The organism is Lacticaseibacillus manihotivorans DSM 13343 = JCM 12514 (assembly GCF_001435035.1).
GTDB classification, from domain to species: domain Bacteria; phylum Bacillota; class Bacilli; order Lactobacillales; family Lactobacillaceae; genus Lacticaseibacillus; species Lacticaseibacillus manihotivorans.
On sequence record NZ_AZEU01000174.1, the window covers coordinates 20,674 to 35,678 of the forward strand.

General features: G+C 48.5%; 16 protein-coding genes. 1 reads left to right on the forward strand and 15 read right to left on the reverse strand.

Translation table 11 applies throughout. The features are described 5' to 3' along the window. Positions 1-139: 139 nt before the first annotated feature. From FD01_RS09870 to FD01_RS09930, 13 genes are all read right to left on the reverse strand, one after another. The gene (locus tag FD01_RS09870; RefSeq protein ID WP_082611831.1) at positions 140-883 is read right to left on the reverse strand and encodes a pseudouridine synthase; all 744 of its coding nucleotides are present in this window, start codon (positions 881-883) and stop codon (positions 140-142) included. Beyond that, positions 876-1,442, reverse strand: a complete 567-nt coding sequence (scpB, locus tag FD01_RS09875) for an SMC-Scp complex subunit ScpB (protein WP_054715190.1) — start codon at positions 1,440-1,442, stop codon at positions 876-878. The genes FD01_RS09870 and scpB overlap by 8 nt, the downstream gene beginning before the upstream one ends. Beyond that, the gene (locus FD01_RS09880) at positions 1,442-2,164 is read right to left on the reverse strand and encodes a segregation and condensation protein A (protein WP_056964008.1); all 723 of its coding nucleotides are present in this window, start codon (positions 2,162-2,164) and stop codon (positions 1,442-1,444) included. The genes scpB and FD01_RS09880 overlap by 1 nt, the downstream gene beginning before the upstream one ends. Next, on the reverse strand, positions 2,139-2,531 hold the full coding sequence (locus FD01_RS09885) for a hypothetical protein (protein ID WP_054715188.1): 393 nt from the start codon (positions 2,529-2,531) through the stop codon (positions 2,139-2,141). The genes FD01_RS09880 and FD01_RS09885 overlap by 26 nt, the downstream gene beginning before the upstream one ends. 108 nt (positions 2,532-2,639) lie before the next feature. Continuing rightward, positions 2,640-3,521, reverse strand: coding sequence for a site-specific tyrosine recombinase XerD (gene xerD / locus FD01_RS09890; RefSeq protein ID WP_056964009.1), 882 nt, complete (start codon positions 3,519-3,521; stop codon positions 2,640-2,642). A 9-nt stretch (positions 3,522-3,530) separates the two neighbouring features. Further along, positions 3,531-4,388, reverse strand: coding sequence for a CvfB family protein (locus FD01_RS09895; protein WP_056964012.1), 858 nt, complete (start codon positions 4,386-4,388; stop codon positions 3,531-3,533). 10 nt (positions 4,389-4,398) lie between these two features. Further along, positions 4,399-4,860: a DUF441 domain-containing protein gene (locus FD01_RS09900; protein WP_054715187.1), complete on the reverse strand. Its 462-nt coding sequence runs from the start codon at positions 4,858-4,860 to the stop codon at positions 4,399-4,401. A 118-nt stretch (positions 4,861-4,978) separates the two neighbouring features. Next, positions 4,979-5,167: a hypothetical protein gene (locus FD01_RS09905; RefSeq protein WP_152164717.1), complete on the reverse strand. Its 189-nt coding sequence runs from the start codon at positions 5,165-5,167 to the stop codon at positions 4,979-4,981. A gap of 44 nt (positions 5,168-5,211) precedes the next feature. Continuing rightward, entirely contained in the window at positions 5,212-5,655 is a 444-nt protein-coding gene (locus FD01_RS09910; RefSeq protein WP_054715182.1) for a hypothetical protein, read from the reverse strand. Between the two features lie 3 nt (positions 5,656-5,658). Next, positions 5,659-5,856 carry a helix-turn-helix transcriptional regulator gene (locus FD01_RS09915; protein WP_056964014.1) on the reverse strand — a complete coding sequence of 66 codons (198 nt, stop codon included), beginning with the start codon at positions 5,854-5,856 and terminating at the stop codon, positions 5,659-5,661. 127 nt (positions 5,857-5,983) lie between these two features. Further along, positions 5,984-7,747 (reverse strand): pyruvate kinase, encoded by a 1,764-nt coding sequence (pyk, locus tag FD01_RS09920; protein WP_056964016.1) that lies wholly within the window; start codon positions 7,745-7,747, stop codon positions 5,984-5,986. Between the two features lie 60 nt (positions 7,748-7,807). Continuing rightward, positions 7,808-8,767 (reverse strand): 6-phosphofructokinase, encoded by a 960-nt coding sequence (gene pfkA / locus FD01_RS09925; RefSeq protein WP_056964018.1) that lies wholly within the window; start codon positions 8,765-8,767, stop codon positions 7,808-7,810. Positions 8,768-8,891: 124 nt separating this feature from the next. Beyond that, positions 8,892-12,173 (reverse strand): DNA polymerase III subunit alpha, encoded by a 3,282-nt coding sequence (locus FD01_RS09930; protein WP_056964020.1) that lies wholly within the window; start codon positions 12,171-12,173, stop codon positions 8,892-8,894. 86 nt (positions 12,174-12,259) lie between these two features. On the opposite strand from FD01_RS09930, the gene FD01_RS09935 reads away from it, so the two are divergent. Continuing rightward, positions 12,260-12,451 carry a YjzD family protein gene (locus FD01_RS09935; RefSeq protein ID WP_054715180.1) on the forward strand — a complete coding sequence of 64 codons (192 nt, stop codon included), beginning with the start codon at positions 12,260-12,262 and terminating at the stop codon, positions 12,449-12,451. Positions 12,452-12,534: 83 nt separating this feature from the next. Here FD01_RS09935 and FD01_RS09940 read toward each other — a convergent pair whose 3' ends face one another. Both FD01_RS09940 and FD01_RS09945 read right to left on the reverse strand, forming a co-directional pair. Then, positions 12,535-13,377 carry a hypothetical protein gene (locus FD01_RS09940; RefSeq protein ID WP_056964022.1) on the reverse strand — a complete coding sequence of 281 codons (843 nt, stop codon included), beginning with the start codon at positions 13,375-13,377 and terminating at the stop codon, positions 12,535-12,537. Between the two features lie 82 nt (positions 13,378-13,459). After that, a complete protein-coding gene (locus tag FD01_RS09945; RefSeq protein WP_056964024.1) occupies positions 13,460-15,004 on the reverse strand; it encodes a bifunctional metallophosphatase/5'-nucleotidase in 1,545 nt (514 codons plus the stop codon). Position 15,005 lies beyond the last annotated feature (1 nt).

A 15,005-nucleotide genomic window follows, 5' to 3' on the forward strand; every position in this document is an offset into this window, starting at 1 on the left:
TTGTAACCTCTTACAGATTCACTTGTCAACAGTAAGTTAGAAAAATAGCTGATTGCGGCTATCTGGTCTCATGATCAACGTCAACCACAAACGCTAAACACGAAAAAGGCCAAGACCGAAAATCGTCTTGACCAATTGTTTAACGCAAATCTTCGCCTTTGGCTAATTTCCGCAACGCATCAACTTCGCGTGGCTTCAATGGCCGATAGTCGCCTGGTTGCAACCCGTCTAACGTCAACGGTCCGTATTGTGGTCGAGATAGCTTGATCACAGGGAAACCAACAGCCTTTAACATGTTTTTGACTTGGTGGTTAACGCCTTGGTGAATGGTCAATTCCACGATCGCCGTTTTCTTGGCTTTATCAGATGAAATAATATTGAAGCGTGCTGGCGCTAACTTCTTGCCGTCGATCTTCATGCCTTTACGCAAAGGATCCAAGGCCAAACGCGTTGGGATGCCTTGCACTTTGGCAATGTAATGCTTTTCGATTTTAAACTTCGGATGCATCAACTGGTTGGCGAATTCACCATCATTAGTCATGATCAACAACCCGCTGGTATCATAATCCAACCGACCGACAGGATATAAGCGTTCTGGCACTTCTTCGAAATAATCAGTGACGACTTTGCGCTTTTTATCATCAGTCACCGCGGTGATCACCCCACGCGGCTTATAAAATAAGTAATGCCGGGAAATCGGCTTGGTCAATGGCACGCCATCGACTAAGACTTCATCACGCGAGGTGACTTTCACACCCATTTCCGTAACCACTTGGCCGTTGACTTCAACGTGTCCGGTGGCGATCAACTCTTCTGCATGCCGGCGTGAGGCCACCCCAGCATTGGCGATCGCTTTTTGTAAGCGAACCAGTTCTTCATTCATTGGTTTCTCCTTCTAAAGCCGAATTGAAATCAAACAAATCGATTTCACTGGCGGCTTGGTGTTCTTCCAGCGGTGGCAGATCTTTCAAGGTTTTTAAGCCAAAATAATCTAAAAATAACGGCGTGGTCGCATATAAAATCGGCCGACCGGGGGCTTCTTTTCGGCCAGCTTCTTTGACCAACTGGCGACTAGCCAAAGTGGTCAAGGCGCCACTGGACTGTACGCCGCGCACTTCATCGATTTCGATGCGGGTGATCGGTTGTTGATACGCAATGATCGCCAACACTTCAAGGGCAGCTTGTGATAACCCTTGCGCAGGTGGCCCGGCAAAATACTTCCGCAACGCGTCAGCAAATTCTGGCTTGGTCAATAAGTAATAGCGATCTGCGCTTTGGCGCACGAACAACCCGGCATTGGCGTCTTCAGCCAAAGCCTTTTGGTAAGCTTCCAGTTGTTGGCGCATGGCGGCGGTACTGATGCCTAAGATCCCAGCAAAATCTTGCAGTTCGACACCAGCTGTCCCTGCCGTATATAAAACTGCTTCAATGACGCCTTGCATCAAGCCGCCTCCTTCAACGTTACGGTGATCGGCGCAAAGGGCTCAGCTTGCGCACAATCCACTTGATTATTTTTCATCAATTCCAAAATCGCCAAAAACGTGGTCACCACCCCATCGACAGAATGCTCTGCCAACAAGTCTTCAAATAAACATTGATGGCTTTGACTCAATTGTTTCATGACTGCCCCAATGCGTTCCGTCAACGAAATGGGCTCTGCTTCAATATGCGCGATGGTTTTTGCCGTGGCGAGCTGATTGGCCACCACTGCGCTCATCGCTTGCACCAAGTCGCGCAACTTCACCGCGCCAGGTGCCATCGGGACGGCTAAATCGCTATCCGGCAAGGTCGGGTCTTTGGCAAACGACTGCGCCCGCTGAACTTCTCGCGTTTGTAGTTGTTTGGCGGCAGCCTGATACATTTGATAGGTCAGCAGTTGATTGACCAAATCAGATCGCGGATCGACATATTCTTCGTCATCCACATCGACTTCAGGCTGTGGCAAAAGCAGTTGACTTTTTAATGCCATCAAACTTGCAGCCATGACAAAATAATCACCAGCCACATCTAGGCTTAATTCTTGCATTTGGTGCAAGTAGTCAAGGTATTGGCTAGTGATTTCAGCGATCGGAATGTCATAAATATCGACTTCATTGGTGCGGATCAAATGCCACAACAGATCCAGCGGCCCAGAAAAGTCATCTAGCACTAAGGTCAGTGCCATCTTGTTCCTCTTTTCTAAACGTGTTGAACTTGGCCACTAAGCTGGCGGTTTCCATGGATCCCATCAATTTCTTATCAGGATACAAGGCCACCAAATCACTTAGCGCCGCAAATTGGGTTTTTTCGTCGCGCACTGCCGGAGATAATGACAAATGGCGCAACATCACAAAATCGTTGGCGGATTCCACGCCGACGACCCCTTCAAAGTCCGCATCACGATCTTGACGGTATAAATATAAGACGTGCGTCGGGTCTTCTGTATAGAGTTTTAACTCCGTTTGCAGATGATTGATGTCTTTAAGATCGGGAATGAACGATAAAAAGCCCATCGCGATCTTGGCATAATCTTGCTTAAATTTCGTCAGCATCATAGCCTCCAGATTAATGACTCTCAGAAGCTACTGTACCATATCCGCAAATTAAGGACAAATTTACGTTTAGGTTACAATTCGCCTGATCACCTAAAAAATGGCCCCTCACCCGCGCGGATGGGCTTTGTGATACACGGCAACTAAATGGGAATTATCCAAATGGGTATAAATTTGCGTCGTGGAAATATCACTATGCCCCAGTAACTCTTGCACCACCCGCAAATCAGCTCCATTGGCTAATAAGTTCGTCGCAAAACTATGGCGTAAGGTATGCGGGGTGACATTTTTTTCAATGCCCAATGCATCGATGTAAGCTTTGAGATTTTTCCAAATGCCTTGACGGGTGAGTTGATGTCCATGGAAATTGACAAACACCACCGCTGGTTGGTCTTGTTTGATCATGCGCGGGCGGGCAGTATTCAGATATTCTTGCACCCATTCCACGGCTTGCGGACTGATCGGCACAATGCGCTCTTTGTCGCCTTTCCCAGTGACTTGCAACAAGTTCAAGGTCAAGTGCAATTGTTCCAAGCGCAAGTTGACCACTTCAGACACCCGCAACCCGGTGGCATACATCAATTCAAAAATCGCGCGGTCCCTCAGCCCCAATGGCTTGGTGACATTAGGTGCCGCCATCAAACGGTCGATTTCATTTCCAGATAGGGTTGCCGGCAAATGTTGCGCGGGTTTTGGTGATGCCACTAAGGTCATCGGATCTTGGTCGATCACTGATTCGCGCAACAAGTAGCGGTAAAACTTGCGCATCGCCGAAATCATGCGACTCATGGAACTGGCCGCTTTGTTTGTTGTTTGCACCCGCAAAAATTCTTGCACCACCGCCAACTCAACGGGAAATTCAGCTAATTGCTGAGACTCAAGCCAAGCGGCAAACTCACGTAAGTCTTGTTGATAACTGGTTTGCGTGGTTTTGGCCAGTCCGCGCTCGACATCTAAATAATGGACAAAATCAGCAATTAATTGCTCCATTTTTGACCTCTATTTCAATAACTCTGTAACGCCATCATGCTCTTTGATCTTCTTGGCTTTCAGCAAATTCCCGAGTGCCCGCTTGAAAGCGCCTTTGCTGATACCAAACGCCAACTTGATGGCTTCAGGATCAGATTTATCGGTAAATGCGATCGTGCCATCTTCAGAATGTTCCAACACGGCTAAGATCATCGCGGCATCATCGGAAATCGCTTCAAACGCCCGCGGCTTCAAGCTCAAGTTCAATTCCCCGTTTGGCCGCACGCCGATCACGCGCGCATGCACCACTTCACCTAAGCGCGGTTCGATATCGCGTTCGCTTGGATGAATAAAGCCTAAGACATAATCATCCGTGACCACATGCGTCCCCGCCATTTTCAAGCGGTAAACGGTTGCCGTCACATCAGCGTTCATTTGGCTTTGCTTGCCAATGTTGGATACGGCTTTGATCATGTCAACGTCGGCGAGCTTGCCCCATAAGCGGTGCTTCTTATCGATGGTCAACGCGACCATCAACTTATCACCGCGCGCTGGCCACAAGCGGCTGAGTTCAGGCAGTTGATCAAGGGATACCACGATATCTTTATCGGGTAAGCCGATGTTAACGAACACCCCAAGATCATGACGCACTTCAACCACAGTTGCCCAGGCAAAATGATCATGCCCCACGGTTGGGATCTTGGTGGTCATCTTCGCATCGCCATGTTGATTTTCATAAACAAAACCGTGTACGTCGGTCCCAGTTTCAGGGATTGTTTCAAATTCTGCGGCATCAATGGCAAAAGTGTCACCTTGATATTGCGCAAAAACATTTTTATCATTGTGATCACTGACGGTTGCCGTCAGGATCTGTCCATTTAACTTCATTGTGTTCTCCTTAATGTTGCGGGATCAAATTAAAAACAGTCAAAATCACGTAAGTCATCCCACTGGCGATCACCGGTCCGGCTGCGATCCCGCGCAACAGCACGACTCCCATGATCGTCCCAAAAACTAACGCGACGGTCATTTCCGGGCTTTGGGCTAACAAGCCAACGCCTTTAGCTGAAAGTACGGCGACCAATACACCCATGGCGATGGCGATCCACCCTGCAGGTTCGCGTAAGACTTTCAATAATTCTTTAAACCCGATTTCGCCAGTGGCGATCGGTACCATGATGGCCGCTGAAATCACAGTCACGCCCCAGTTGATCCCTTGGCTTTGCAAAGTTTTCAATAGCGGTTGTAGTGGTGGCAAAGCTTTTAAGATCATCACAAAACCCACGCCGATCATCAGCGACCGATTCTTGGCAAGCGTTGCGATCAAGAAGATGCCGGCAAGAAATACCCAACTTTCCATTGCTTCCTCCTTCAAAAACTCGTCTTTTTCTACTTTACCTGAAAGCTTGTCTTAATCATAGTCTTTTCGATGAATTATGTTAACTTGTCTCAGCAAAAAAGCCGGCCTCAGCCAGCTTTTAGTGAAACCACTGCAGATACACCCATAACCCTAACCACGCCCACGCCGCGAACCAATACCAACGCTTGGTTTGCTGGTTAAGCGATAAAACGAATAAAGGGATCCCCGCAATGATGAAGTTACCGATTATGGTCAACATCGGCGTATGAATAGTCGCAAGATTTGCCCGCACCCAAAACGTGATCACCAACAGCAAACTCCAGATCCCAAGTATTAGGCCGCGCGCCTTATTCAAATGCAGGCGATGTCCAGAGCGTGCCACCTTAAGCCAAGCAATGATGGCCAGGCCAGTCCACGCGATGCCATCAGCCAAGTCATGGCACCGATTTGCACTCGACCATGCGTCCAAACTGGATCAAGTAAATGCAGTTGAATATCTTGGATGATCAACGCCCACTGCCCAACTGCAAGCCACGAGAAAACAATCGCAAAGCCCGGTAACAAATGCGCCCGTTGTTGCGAAAGATACGCGTCGACCGCTAATTCGTATCCGATCAAGGGCATCAGGACCACACCTAAAATCAAAGTGAGCATCAGCGTATCATCAGCAAACAGCGCATGCCCGATCAAAAGCTGCGCACTTATAATGAAGAAAAAAATCACGATCAAGGCAATAAACGCCCATAACACCCCACGCAACGCTAATTGTCGTTGCCGCTCATCCAATTGTCGCATGGCTTATTCCTCCCAGAACAAATCGTCCAACGTACAGCCCAGCACCTTGCAAATCGTGATGCATAATTGCACCGTAGGATTATAATTGCCTTTTTCAATGGCGCCGATGGTTTGCCGCGTCACTCCTACACGCTCGGCGAGTTCTTCTTGGGTGAAATCTTTGGCCGCACGAGCTGCGCGTAATTTAAGATTTTTTGCCAAGCACACCCCTCCAGTCAAGTTAAACATAAGCGTCATCATGTTAAGTATAGTTTACATCCAACGGCATAAAAAAACCAGTGCTCAACGAATTGAGTACTGGCTTTTTCTTACACAGTGTAATCAGAGATTACAGGGTGTTAGTAGCGCCTTTGTAGACGATACCACGACGGGAATCAACGGTGATCACTTGACCATCGGTGATCGCATCCATTGCGCCGGCTGCGCCGACAACAACTGGGATACCCATAGCGATACCAACAACAGCAGCGTGGCTAGTCAAACCACCATTTTCGACAACTAAAGCAGCTGCCTTTTCGATGGCTGGTAAGTAGTCTTTGTCGGTCGTCTTAACGACAAGGATGTCGCCTTTGCTCATCTTAGAAGCAGCTTCATCAGCGTTGCTTGCTAAAACAGCTTTACCAACAGTGGATTCGTCGCCAACACCAGAGCCTTCAACCAGCTTGGAGCCGATCAATTGAGCCTTCATGACGTTAGTAGTACCAGTTTCACCAACTGGGACACCGGCAGTGATCAAGATCAAGTCGCCTTCTTGAGCAAAGCCTAATTCGACAGCCTTCTTAGTGGCTAATTCGAACATTGCGTCAGTTGAGTCTGGCTTTTCAGCAACGATTGGGAAGACACCCCAGTTAACCGTCAAACCGCGACGAGTCTTGTCGTCAAAAGTGATGGCAAGAATGTCAGCCTTAGGACGATACTTGGAGATCATGCGGGCAGTGAAGCCGGATTCAGTAGCAGCAACGATGGTCTTAACACCAAGGTTACGTGCAGTGTGGGCAACAGATTGGCCAACAGCTTCCGTAACGTTTTCTTTGTTAGCAAATGACTTCAAAGCATAAGTGTCGCTGTTTTGCATTGCGTTTTCGGCGTATTCGTCGATACGAGCCATAGCAGCAACAGATTCTACTGGGTAGTCACCGTTAGCAGATTCGCCAGAAAGCATGGTTGCATCAGTACCATCAAAGACGGCGTTAGCAACGTCAGAAACTTCGGCACGCGTTGGGCGTGGGTTTTCTTGCATGGAATCAAGCATTTGGGTAGCGGTGATAACTGGCTTACCAGCAGCGTTAGCCTTCTTGATCATGGTCTTTTGAACGAGTGGCACTTGTTCGAATGGAATTTCGACACCCATGTCACCACGAGGAACCATCAAGCCATCGGAAACTTTCAAGACAGCATCGAAGTTGTCGATACCTTCTTGGGATTCGATCTTAGGGAAGATTTGGACGTTAAGCGCGTCTTTTTCTTCAAGCAATTCGCGAATGTCCAAGATATCTTGAGGCTTACGAACGAAGGATGCGGCGATGAAGTTGATGCCGTGGTCCAAACCGAAGCGGATGTCAGAAGCATCCTTTTCAGTGATACCAGGCAAGTTGATGCCGACACCAGGGGCGTTGACACCTTTACGGGAGCCAAGCATCCCACCGTTTTCAACTTCGACAACCAATTCACGGTTGGCTTCGTCTTTTTCGGTGATCAAGGTATCGATCAAACCATCATCAAACAGAACGTGGCCACCAACATGAGTATCGTCATACAAACCAGGGTAAGTAACGGCGATCTTTTCAGGGGTGCCTTCAATGGAGTCATCCATGGAAATACGCATTACGTCGCCAGTGTGTAATTCGAACTTCTTGCCCTTTTGGACAGTGGTCCGGATTTCAGCACCTTTGGTATCAAGCATGATCCCAACAGTCTTGCCAGTGATCTTTTCTGCTTCATGCACCATGTTTAAACGGGATAAGTGTTCTTCATGGTCACCATGAGAGAAGTTAAACCGGAAAACGTTAGCCCCCGCTTCGATCAACTTAACGATGATATCAGTACTGTTTGATGCAGGTCCAAGCGTGCTAACGATCTTGGTTTTTTTCATAAAAGAAATCGCTCCTTTGACAATTTTTTTAAAATGACTGGACGTCAGTTTAAACAGAAATTAGATGGACAAATCATGAGCCAAATCGTAAAGATCTAATTGGGCTTCATGCTTTGCGTCGAATAGGTCAAGCATGTTGTGGTTGACCAACTTGTTATTTTGGATACCGATAGCTAAGCCACCTTTGCCTTCGAGTAACAACTCAACGGCATAAGCACCCATTTCAGAAGCAAGGACACGGTCGCGGGCAGTTGGTGAACCACCACGAACAACGTGACCTAAAACAGTGGAACGTAACTGGAAGTCGCCGTATGCGGATAATTCCTTGGCAAATTCATCGGCGTGCATCACACCTTCAGCTAAAACGATGACAGCGTGCTTTTGGCCAGCTTCACGAGAAGCGCGGAGCTTTTCAGCCACTTTCTTCACGTCAAAGTCATGTTCAGGGATGATGACATCAGAAGCAGCCCCTGCAACACCGGCCCATAAGGCGATATCACCGGCGCCACGACCCATCACTTCAACCACGAAGGTGCGTTCGTGAGAAGCGGCAGTGTCTTGCAAACGGTCGATGGCTTCAACGACAGTGTTGACAGAAGTGTCAAACCCGATGGTGAAGTCAGTGTAAGGAATATCATTGTCGATCGTGCCTGGCAAGCCGATAGCGTTGTAGCCATGTTCAGTCAAGCGCAGGGCACCGTGATAAGAACCGTCGCCGCCGATAACAACCAAGGCTTCGATCCCGAACTTGTTGAGTTGTTCGATCCCTTTGAGTTGGCCTTCTTCTTGGGCAAATTCAGGGTAACGAGCGGAGTAAAGCATCGTCCCGCCGCGTTTGATCGTGTCGTTGACAGATTGTGCTGTCATTTGGAAAATGTCACCAGCAACTAAGCCAGCAAAACCATAGTTGATCCCAAATACTTCCAAGCCTTCGTGCATTGCTTTGCGGGCAACGGCACGGATCGCAGCGTTCATACCAGGGGCGTCGCCACCGCTGGTCATAATCCCAATGCGTTTCATCATTTCACCTCATGCATAATCTTTTTAAGATCAAGGACTTGATCTCAAATACTTATTCATCTTAACACTTTTCAGAAATCGTGTCGCCTAAAAACACGCTTTTATGCAGATTTTCACCAGCTTGTCATTTTTCTTGCAGGACAACATTGGCTGAACCTAACTGGTTTCGCAGTTCTGCCAGCAATCGCGATTCCCCGCTCACCCAGAATTTTTGTGCGAGTTGGGTAATTTGGCGGTGCGGTTGTTGCACCAAGATCACCGGAATCGGGCCATGGGCGCGACTTAATGTTTTCAGCAAATTCGCTTGATCATTGAAATTTTCAGGTAATTGCAAGAATAACTTGGCTTTCGGCAACTGCGCCAATGCATCATCCCCGAGTTGCACCGTATCTACGAGCACTTGTAGGCCATCGCGTTCCTCGATTTTGCCAGTGACCACGATCACTTGACCAGCATTTAACTCTGGCAAGCGTTGAAAGACTTGCGGAAATACTGTAACGCTGGTGCTGCCAGTCCCATCTTGTCCATCGATAAACGCCATCGCTTGGCCTTTTTTGGTGCGGATCGACTTGATGCGCCGCACGACCAGCACTGTCGTCACGCGACTGTTGACTTCAAAGTCTGCCACTGCCGTCAGCTGTTGGAAAGGCTTCAAGGCCTGCACATAACGATCGACTGGATGCCCGGATAAGTAAACGCCAAGCACTGCGGCTTCTTGATCCAAGCGCTCAACTGGGGGAAAATCTGGCACCTCGACGGATTTTGGCGCCAGCACCGCAAACAATTCCATATTGTTGCCAGATAAAGCAATACTTTGGATCAATTCATCGAGGTTCGCCAAGGTTTTAGCGCGATTGGCATCAAAACTATCAAAGGCGCCGGCATATACCAGTGGCGCAAAGGTATCTTTTTTCAGCCACTTGGCATCAAGTCGGGATAAACAATCGCGCAGATCTTTGAACGGCCCATTTTTACGGGCAGTCAGGATCGCCTCGACAAAATCGCGCCGCACCCCTTTGATCGTCGACAGTCCAAAGCGAATACCTTGTTGTTGCAAGGTAAAATACCGTGCACTTTGGTTGATGTCTGGGCCAAACAATGGGACTTTGCGATCTTTGAGCTCTTGCACATACACCCGCAATTTTTCCGTATTGCTCAAGCTGGTATTCATCAGCGCGGCAAAAAAGGCGGTTGAGAAGTGACACTTCAAATACGCCAACCAAAAGGCGATCATCGAATACGCCACCGCGTGACTGCGGTTAAAGCCGTAATTGGCAAAGCGGTCGATATAATCGTAAACCGTTTCGGCCACTTCAGCCGAGTACCCTTTCGCTTGCGCCCCAGCCAAAAAGCGGGCCCGTTCTTCTTTTAACACGGCTTGTTTTTTCTTACTCATGGCGCGCCGCAATAAGTCGGCTTCGCCTAAGCTGAACCCACCCATCGCACTGGCCACTTGCATGACTTGTTCTTGGTAAACCAGGATGCCATAAGTCGGCTTTAAAATCGGCTCAAGCGCTGGCGCCGCATATGTGATCGGCTCGCGGCCTTGTTTTCTGGCGATAAAGTGGTCGATGTTTTCCATTGGACCTGGCCGATACAAGGCATTGGTCGCCACCACATCTTCAAAACTGGTCGGCTTTAGATTGCGCAATACCCGCCGGATCCCGCTTGATTCAAACTGGAACACCCCATTGGTATCCCCGCGTGCAAACAATTGCAAGGTTTGGGCATCATCCAAGGGGATCGTTTTGGGATCAAAAGGTTGGTCGGTGAGTTTTTCCACCCAAAAGCTGGCAGTGGCTAAGATGCTCAAGTTCCGCAAGCCTAAGAAATCCATTTTCAACAACCCAAGAGCTTCGACATCTCCCATTGGCACTTGGGTTTGCGCGATGCCATCGCCGCCAGTTTGCAAAGCGACAGTATCAGTCAAAGGCTCTTGGGCCAACACGATGCCGGCTGCATGCGTCGAGTCATGGCGTGGCAAACCTTCTAGCGCCAGGGCAGTGGCAAACAGCTGTTGATTTTGTTCTGAGTCAGAAACCAAGTTGCGCAACGGTTGCGATTGTTTGTAGGCTGTTTGCAAATCGATATGAAAAACACTCGGAATCGCAGCACTCCATTTGTTGCTTTCAAATTGACTCAACCCAAACACCCGCGCCACATCGCGTAGTGCTTGTTTAGCGCCAAAGGTCCCAAAGGTGATGATCTGGGCCATGTGGTCGTCGCCATAGCGCTGATGCACATATTCGATCAACTCTTGACGCCGATTATCGGGAATATCCAAATCGATATCCGGCATTTGGGCCCGCGCTGGATTTAAGAAGCGTTCAAATAATAAATGATATTTGATCGGATCCACTTCTGTGATCGCCAGCGCCCAGGCGACTAACGCTCCGGCGGCAGAACCACGGCCAGGTCCAGTCATAATGTTAACTTGATGGGCATGATTCATCACATCCCACACCACCAAGAAGTAATCTGAAAAGCCCATTTCCGTGATCACACCCAGCTCGTAATTCAAACGTTTGGTGTAGTCATCTGGAAGCGGCTGTTTGCCAAAGCGTGCTTGCAGGCCTTGCAAAGCGAGTTGTTTTAAGTATGTTGGCGCATCTAGCCCTTCAGGCGTATCAAAATGCGGCAGTTGCGGCTGTTTGAATTGGATCGTGACGTCAGCTTGTTGGGCAATTATTTCAGTTTGCTGAACAGCCGATGCCAACCCCGCCTCGATAAAAGGTTGAGCGGCAGCTTCTGGTGACATCAACCATTGCGTGCCTGGATCCATTAAGGTCGGATCGCGCAAATTCAACGGCGTGCCTGCCCCGATGGCTTGTAGCACTTTTTGATTGAAGGCATCGTTTGGCTCGATGTAGTTAACATCTCCCAGCGCTACGATCGGCAGCTTCCGCGCTTGAGCAAAAGCAGGCAACTCAGATTGCAACTCCTGCGCGCGCAATCCGAGATTCACAAAGGCAGGATGCTTGGCTTGAATCGCTTGCACAAAGTCATCGCCGCTGGCCCATAGATCGCCAAACCCAGGTGTCAACAAATAAGCCCCTGGCACGATCACAGCCAAGCCAGTAAACTCAGGTAAATCAGCGAGTTTCACAGGATTTTCTGCGAGCTTGATTTGGGAGCTGATTTTCAACAGCTGGTGGTAACCAGCATCATTTTCTGCAATGGCGACGATTTCTGCATCGGCAATTTGCACCGTCAAGCCCATTAATGGTTTGATCCCGGCGGCCTTAGCTTGACGATAAAACTCGACGCTGGCGTATAACACGTTCACATCAGTTAAGGCCAAAGCCTGATAACCTCGGGCTTTGGCGGTATCGATCAAGGCATTAATGGTGATAGGACTTTGCAAAAGCGAAAAGCTACTTTTGACTTGTAATTGTGTGAATGACATCTTTTCACCTCTATGAACATTGTACCTGATTGTGCTTGCAAAATCTTGAGCCGGTGTTAAGATTGAGAAATGAAAAGAGGGATCATATGCGCTATCTTGCAACTATTTTTTGGGCCGCTATCCTCGGCCAAGTCGTTGGCTTTTTGATCGGTGCGTTAAACTCCGCCCCATACGATCCAATGCTGAGTTTGATCATCAGCGTGGTATTTGCCATCATCTTGTGCGTCTTACCACCAATCATGAAAGCAAATGACCTGTCTGCTAAAAGTGAACATTAAAAAATAACCGCCAATTGGCGGTTATTTTTTTGCCCTGAAGCCAAAAAAAGTAGGACCTCAGCGATCCTACTTCGAGACAAAACTTATTTCGTGATGTAAATATACAAATCAGTCGTTGATAACCCGATATTGAATTTCACCCCATTGCTGGTGATGGTATCAATGGTGGTCGACCCACTGCCGGCATCTTTGATGGCTTTGGTGAAAGCTTTGCCAACTTTTTTGGCGTCAGCGCCAGTCGCGTTAGCTAACAAGCCAAACTGCGTGCCAAAAGCAGTTTTAGCCTTTTTATTCTTCATCGCTTTAACGGATACCACATCCGTGATGGCGATCAGTTGACCATTTTGGACATTGAGCCGCAGTTTGCCCCCGTTAGTCGACAACACTTGCTTTAAACCATCAGTGCTGGTTGGCAATTGACTATCTTTGGTCGCTTGTTGGGCTTTGACCATCGCGGCTTGCAAGGCTTGTTGTTGCTTGGCATAGGCGACTTTTTGCGCCGGTGTCATCGAAGCAACAGCACTGGTGCCAGCTTTTTGTGCCGCAGCCAATTGCGTTTGAACCGACTTTGGCAAAGCCATCGCCACGATGGCTTGGTTGTATTTGGCCGAAATCGTCTTATAATCGCCGATTGATTTGGCCGCTTTGACGGTCACGGTCTTTTTTTGCCCATCGGAACTTAATTTCACCGTTTGTTTTTGGTTGCTCATCGGCACGGTCACGACGTAAGAGCCAGAGTTGACCTTACTCGTCCCGTTACCGGTAGGCGCTTGGTACTTCACGGTTTTGCCACTGGCTTCGCCTTTGATCACGGCAACCATGCCGGTGGCTTTGTATGTGGTTTTAGAAGTGGTCAGTTGCTTGCCGCAAGCACTTAAGCCAAGCAATGCGGACATCGCAATGGCCAAAAATGCGATTTTTTTCATGTGTAAACACCTTTCATCTCGTCAATCTGAATTCAACCATACACTTGCGCCGGTTAGTTTTCAATTCAAATGTGACTAGGTGTCACATTCCGGTAACGACTTGAAAATTGTTGTCTACCGTTGCATCGATGCTTGGATGGGCTTGTAAATAATCGGCGATCAATTCGGTCATATCCTTTTGATTTTCACGGATCACTTTACTTTGCCCAAACATCGCAAAATTTCCGCCACCGCCAGCACGGTATTGATTGGCGACAACTTCATAACTGCCGTTGGGGTCGATCGGTTGGCCATGATAAGTCAAATTCACCACGCGCTGACCGACTGGACGGCTGATATCTAACACATAATTGATGCCTTGATACATGTCGTAGTTATAATGTTGCGGCTTGGGATGCTCAAAGCGCGGGGTAACTTTCAGCTGACCTTGATCATCTAAAGAGAAGTATTCCGCATTTTGTTCCAAGGCTGCTTTGAGATCTGCGCCAGAGAGTTTCAAAACCGCCAAAGTATTCGGATAAACATAATTGGTCACCACATCGCGCATGGTAATGGTTTGCTTGAACCCGCGCCCGTCATTAGTAAACAGCGCCGTCCCAGAAATATCCGTATCAGTCGCCACCATTTGGACTTTATTGATGAACTCGATATAAGCCGATTCATGTATTCGGGCTTGCCAAGCAGAATGCAACGACATATCGCCATTGACATGACCCAGTGGCGAATCTAACCAAGCTTCAACCGCATCATTGGTCGTCGCCACGGCTTCAGTGACGTTCTCGTCTGATTTGGCGTCTGCCGTATTGAGCAATTGCGCGGCGCCTTGCACCACTTGCCACCCTTCAGCCGTTGATTCAAGGGTCAATGTGATTTGGCCAACGTTAGCCCCGCGGTATCCCGGCTGGGTCACTGGGACACCATTGACGACCCCGGCGAGTTCACGATGTTGATGGCCAGTGACTAAGGCATCAACACCTGGAATTTCAGTCAATTGATAGCCGACGTTTTCACCGGTGAGCTTTTCAGTCGGCTTACCAGTTTCCAAATCGCGCTCAAAGCCACCGTGATAAGCAATCACCACGACATCAGCCAGTGCATGCAATTTCGGCACCCAAGTTTTGGCCACGTCAACTGCCGATTCGAATTCAAGCCCTTCAATATTGGTTGGTGTTTCCCAATGTGGAATATAGCTGGTAGTCAAGCCTAACACTGCCACTTTCACCCCAGCCTTTTCAAAGACTTGGTATGGTTGGCCAAAAGCCGGCTGGCCATCGCGTAAAATGTTGGCACACAGGATCGGGTAATTGAGTTTGGCGATCGCCTTTTGCAAATAATTCGCCCCATAGTTGAATTCATGATTGCCTAATACCCCGGCATCATATCCAACCGCATCATAAGCATCCGTCAACTTGGTCACATCTTTGGCGATCCGGGCCGCATAATAAGCTAGCGGTGAGCCTTGCAACCAGTCGCCATTATCGATCGTCAACGTTGCCGCATTTTGATGTTGGGCCAATACGGTCGCTGCGCGCGTTAAGCCAAATGGCAGGGATTGGTCACGTTCAGCATAATTGGTCGGCAACACAAAACCATGCGTATCACTCGTCGATAAAATTGTCAGTTGCATA

Coding starts and splice junctions, on each gene's coding strand:
- FD01_RS09935 (WP_054715180.1), top strand. CDS start 12,260: ATGCGCTATCTTGCAACTATTTTTTGGGCCGCTATCCTCGGCCAAGTC.
- xerD (WP_056964009.1), bottom strand. CDS start 3,521: ATGGAGCAATTAATTGCTGATTTTGTCCATTATTTAGATGTCGAGCGC.
- pfkA (WP_056964018.1), bottom strand. CDS start 8,767: ATGAAACGCATTGGGATTATGACCAGCGGTGGCGACGCCCCTGGTATG.
- FD01_RS09945 (WP_056964024.1), bottom strand. CDS start 15,004: ATGCAACTGACAATTTTATCGACGAGTGATACGCATGGTTTTGTGTTG.
- FD01_RS09900 (WP_054715187.1), bottom strand. CDS start 4,860: ATGGAAAGTTGGGTATTTCTTGCCGGCATCTTCTTGATCGCAACGCTT.
- scpB (WP_054715190.1), bottom strand. CDS start 1,442: ATGCAAGGCGTCATTGAAGCAGTTTTATATACGGCAGGGACAGCTGGT.
- pyk (WP_056964016.1), bottom strand. CDS start 7,747: ATGAAAAAAACCAAGATCGTTAGCACGCTTGGACCTGCATCAAACAGT.
- FD01_RS09910 (WP_054715182.1), bottom strand. CDS start 5,655: ATGCGACAATTGGATGAGCGGCAACGACAATTAGCGTTGCGTGGGGTG.
- FD01_RS09880 (WP_056964008.1), bottom strand. CDS start 2,164: ATGGCACTGACCTTAGTGCTAGATGACTTTTCTGGGCCGCTGGATCTG.
- FD01_RS09930 (WP_056964020.1), bottom strand. CDS start 12,173: ATGTCATTCACACAATTACAAGTCAAAAGTAGCTTTTCGCTTTTGCAA.
- FD01_RS09940 (WP_056964022.1), bottom strand. CDS start 13,377: ATGAAAAAAATCGCATTTTTGGCCATTGCGATGTCCGCATTGCTTGGC.
- FD01_RS09885 (WP_054715188.1), bottom strand. CDS start 2,531: ATGCTGACGAAATTTAAGCAAGATTATGCCAAGATCGCGATGGGCTTT.
- FD01_RS09895 (WP_056964012.1), bottom strand. CDS start 4,388: ATGAAGTTAAATGGACAGATCCTGACGGCAACCGTCAGTGATCACAAT.
- FD01_RS09870 (WP_082611831.1), bottom strand. CDS start 883: ATGAATGAAGAACTGGTTCGCTTACAAAAAGCGATCGCCAATGCTGGG.